Origin of the sequence: Hymenobacter coccineus (assembly GCF_001816125.1) — a bacterium.
GTDB classification, from domain to species: domain Bacteria; phylum Bacteroidota; class Bacteroidia; order Cytophagales; family Hymenobacteraceae; genus Hymenobacter; species Hymenobacter coccineus.
Genome location: NZ_MDZA01000225.1, coordinates 1 through 2,946 on the forward strand (window position 1 = coordinate 1; position 2,946 = coordinate 2,946).

4 protein-coding genes are annotated in these 2,946 nt (G+C 63.5%); 2 read left to right on the forward strand and 2 right to left on the reverse strand.

Annotated elements, in window-relative coordinates; translation table 11 throughout:
• On the reverse strand, positions 1 to 328 hold a 328-nt coding region (locus BEN49_RS13735), incomplete at its 3' end, for a hypothetical protein (RefSeq protein ID WP_204376112.1).
• A 400-nt stretch (positions 329 to 728) separates the two neighbouring features.
• Between BEN49_RS13735 and BEN49_RS13740 the strand changes: the two genes are divergently transcribed.
• Entirely contained in the window at positions 729 to 1,358 is a 630-nt protein-coding gene (locus BEN49_RS13740) for a hypothetical protein (protein ID WP_070744294.1), read from the forward strand.
• A gap of 156 nt (positions 1,359 to 1,514) precedes the next feature.
• Here the strand turns inward: BEN49_RS13740 and BEN49_RS13745 are convergent, their stop codons facing one another.
• The gene (locus BEN49_RS13745; RefSeq protein ID WP_070744296.1) at positions 1,515 to 1,871 is read right to left on the reverse strand and encodes a CoA-binding protein; all 357 of its coding nucleotides are present in this window, start codon (positions 1,869 to 1,871) and stop codon (positions 1,515 to 1,517) included.
• A 129-nt stretch (positions 1,872 to 2,000) separates the two neighbouring features.
• Here BEN49_RS13745 and rpe point away from each other — a divergent pair, with 129 nt between their 5' ends.
• Positions 2,001 to 2,687, forward strand: coding sequence for a ribulose-phosphate 3-epimerase (gene rpe, locus BEN49_RS13750; RefSeq protein WP_070744298.1), 687 nt, complete (start codon positions 2,001 to 2,003; stop codon positions 2,685 to 2,687).
• Positions 2,688 to 2,946 lie beyond the last annotated feature (259 nt).

Consider the following 2,946-nt stretch of genomic DNA (forward strand, 5'->3'; position numbering starts at 1 on the left):
CCACCGGGGTGCTGCCGCGGCGCGCGTTGCGGGCGCCCTGGCTGCCGGTGGCGGTGGTGCCGCCCGTTGGCGTCCCCGTGGTGGCGCCGTTGGTCGACAGGCCCGTGGTGGAAGTGCCCGTCGTGCCGAGGCCCGTGCCGGAAGTGGAGCCGAGCACGGCCCCGGGCGTGGCGGGGGCGCTAGGGGTGGTGCCCACCACGGGGACGACGGTGGTGCCCGCCGTGGGGGCCCCGGTGGTGCCCGGGGCCGTCATGCCCGGCATGGTTTGGGCCTGGGCGGTGGCGGCGGCGGCAAAGAACAGGGTGGCAAAAACGAGTGACTTTTTCATGATGCTATGGGATGAAGGAAAGAGGAAGCAACCCGGAGGTAGCGGGTTGCGGTGGGTAAGCATACGGCCGGTGGGGGGGCTTTTGTTATGGTCGGGGTTGCAACGGCCCGCTGGGGCCCCTGGGGGCCCAGCAGGCCGCGGGCCAGAAAGGCCCGGGGGAGTGCTGGGGCCCCAAACGGGCCACTTGGTAGGAAATGCCTTCCGCTAGACTGCCAGTTTCGCCATGCAAATGGCCCTCGCAGAACCTGAAAAGCCCTCCTGCCCAGGTCAGCTAGCAGGGCTTTAATATTTGGAGAGGGATGGGTGAATTGGCCGAATTTTTTTATTTTTTTAACCCCCATGATCTGGTTATTTCTATTTATACTTGCATGAGCAAACTCACTCATTACCTGTTTATACCGTGCTGAAAGCCCTTGCCTACCCGCTCCTTCTACTGGTGCTTTTCACGTCCTGCCGCCGGGAGGCCGACGAAGTGCAGCCCGTGCCGCCAGCGCCGGCCTTCAGGCCCGCCGAAGACCCCTCCACCGGCTTTCTGATCACGGCGCAATCAAGCCCGCCCGCCGAGGAATACATCTCCGGCAATTTTGATGGCTACCCGCTCTACTGCGCTGCCGATGGTGATACCGGACAGGCAAGCCTGTTTCGTTTCAACGAGGCCAACAAAGTGGACTATGGCTTTTTGAGTCGGCAGAATCCGAAAGGAGATATTCAGCTCAGCATCACCTTTGTTAACACAAATGTTTTCCAGCGCGCTATGCCCGCTGCGTGGCCGCATCCGAACTCGGTGCTCTGCGAAGGAATTGAGGTTGAGATGAGACAATTGGGGGATATGGCCCATCTGACGACCTTCAATGGGGGGACGGGTTACGGCTTTCCCCTCAAGGTAAAAATCCTAAGCGTCGCAGATGGGGTAGTAGAAGGCACTTTTGACGGGGCCCTGTGGCGGCGTGTAGACGGTCAGTTCATGGAGAACCACATGGTGGTCACGAATGGCCACTTCAGGATTAAAACGCATACCCTACCCAACTAAATAGGCTTCCTCGATTTGGCTGTTTTTCCCTGCTCTGCCCCGCAGCAACTGGCTCCGCAGGCACCCGAGTAGCGTGGGACCCCCGCGTATAAAAGATGCCCCGGCGGGATGGCCGGGGCATCTTTTATACGGTGCAGTTTTTAACGCAACCCGCCCTTAATACTGCCCAATCGAGAGCAGCACCAGCGTGCAGGCCTCTTCGGTTTGGATGCCTGCGCGCTGGGCTAGTTCTTCGAGTTCGGGGTTTTCGGTGCCGGGGTTGAAGAGGATGCGGCGGGGCTTGAGGCCCAGGATGTAATCGTACCAGCCGGGCTGGTTTTGGGGCCCCACGTACAGCGTCACGGTGTCGACGCCGGTTTCCTGGGGGCGGTCGGTGTGGATAGGCAGGCCGCCGACGCTGCCCTTGCGGATGCCGACGGGCACCACCTCGTGGCCGTGGGTTTGGAGGGCGTGCACGGCGCGGTAGGCGTAGCGGTCGGGGTTGTCGGTGGCTCCTAAAACGAGGGTTTTCATGCGAATCAAAATTGCGGGGAAGAATACGAGCGGCCGGGGCCCCGGGGGCCCGCCGCCCACAAAGTACGGGAAACCGGCCCCCGCCGGTTGGGTTGGGCCCGGGCCGGGGCTTGCTACCTTTGCCGCATGATGCACCCGCGCCGGGCCCCTTTGCTGGCCCCTTCGTTCCTGGCCGCCGATTTGGCCAACCTCCAAGCCGAAACCGAGCGCCTGGCCACCAGCGCCGCCGACTGGCTGCACTTCGACGTGATGGACGGCCGCTTTGTGCCCAACATCTCCTTCGGCCTGCCCGTGCTGCAAGCCGTGGCCCGCTACGCCAAGCAGCCCATCGACGTGCACCTGATGATCGAGGACCCGCAGAACTACCTGGCCGCGTTCCGCGACGCGGGGGCCGCCGGCCTCACGGTGCATCACGAGGCCTGCCCGCACCTGCACCGCGTGGTGCAGCAAATCAAGCAGTTGGGCTGCCGCGCCGGCGTCGCCCTGAACCCGGCCACGCCCGTGTCGGTGCTGGCCGACATCGCTCCCGATCTCGACGTGGTGCTGGTGATGTCCGTCAACCCTGGCTTCGGGGGCCAGGCGTTTATTCCGCACACGCTGCAAAAAATCGCCGCCCTCAAAGAATTGCTGCTCGACACCGGTTCCGACGCCCTCATTGAGGTGGACGGCGGCGTGAACGCCGACAACGCTGGGGCCCTGGTGCAGGCCGGCGCCGACGTGCTGGTGGCCGGCAACTTCGTGTTTTCGTCGCCCGGGGGCCCCGTGGCCACGCTGGCCGCCCTGCGCGCCCAGCTGGCGGTGGGCAATGAAGAGTGAGCAATTGTCGGCCAACCATTAGCAGTGCACATTGAATAAGTAGGAGTTATCTGGGGTTCCGCTGCCATCGCTCAATAACTGCCGGCAGCCACTCGTTCACCGCCCAATAACTGCCCGCTGTCCACCGCTTGCGCACTGCTCCCTGAAAATTGCTCACCGTTAACTGCCCGTTTTGCCGCACCCGTACTTGCTAGTGTTTGTGAACCGCGGCGGCCGGCCGCTACTGGCCGGGCTGGCGCTGGCCGCCGCGCTGCTTGGG

What these genes read in the sequence shown, in the direction of transcription:
- BEN49_RS13745 (WP_070744296.1), bottom strand. Translation starts at nt 1,871, where the DNA reads ATGAAAACCCTCGTTTTAGGAGCCACCGACAACCCCGACCGCTACGCC.
- rpe (WP_070744298.1), top strand. Translation starts at nt 2,001, where the DNA reads ATGCACCCGCGCCGGGCCCCTTTGCTGGCCCCTTCGTTCCTGGCCGCC.